The organism is Lentilactobacillus otakiensis DSM 19908 = JCM 15040, assembly GCF_001434145.1.
Classification (GTDB): domain Bacteria; phylum Bacillota; class Bacilli; order Lactobacillales; family Lactobacillaceae; genus Lentilactobacillus; species Lentilactobacillus otakiensis.
In genome coordinates, this window is sequence record NZ_AZED01000009.1 from 1 (window position 1) to 204 (window position 204).

General features: G+C 39.2%; 1 protein-coding gene. It reads right to left on the minus strand.

From position 1 onward, the window contains the following. On the minus strand, positions 1 to 123 hold a 123-nt coding region (locus FD05_RS11935), incomplete at its 3' end, for an IS3 family transposase (RefSeq protein WP_020282187.1). Between the last annotated feature and the right edge of the window lie 81 nt (positions 124 to 204).

The following is a 204-nucleotide window of genomic DNA, read 5'->3' on the forward strand; positions in this document are numbered from 1 at the left end:
GATCCACTTATGAACAGTGGAATACCCAATGCCATATTCTCTGGCAAGTTGAGCAGCGGATTCGCCTTGCTTATAGAGGTTAATGATGTTCTGTTTGAATTCTTTGTCGTAATGAGTTGGCATGTAAAAATTCCTTTCTTCTAAGGGACGATTGACTTATTATACCCTCTCTTAAAAGTTGTCTCAGGAACTAGCTTACATCCA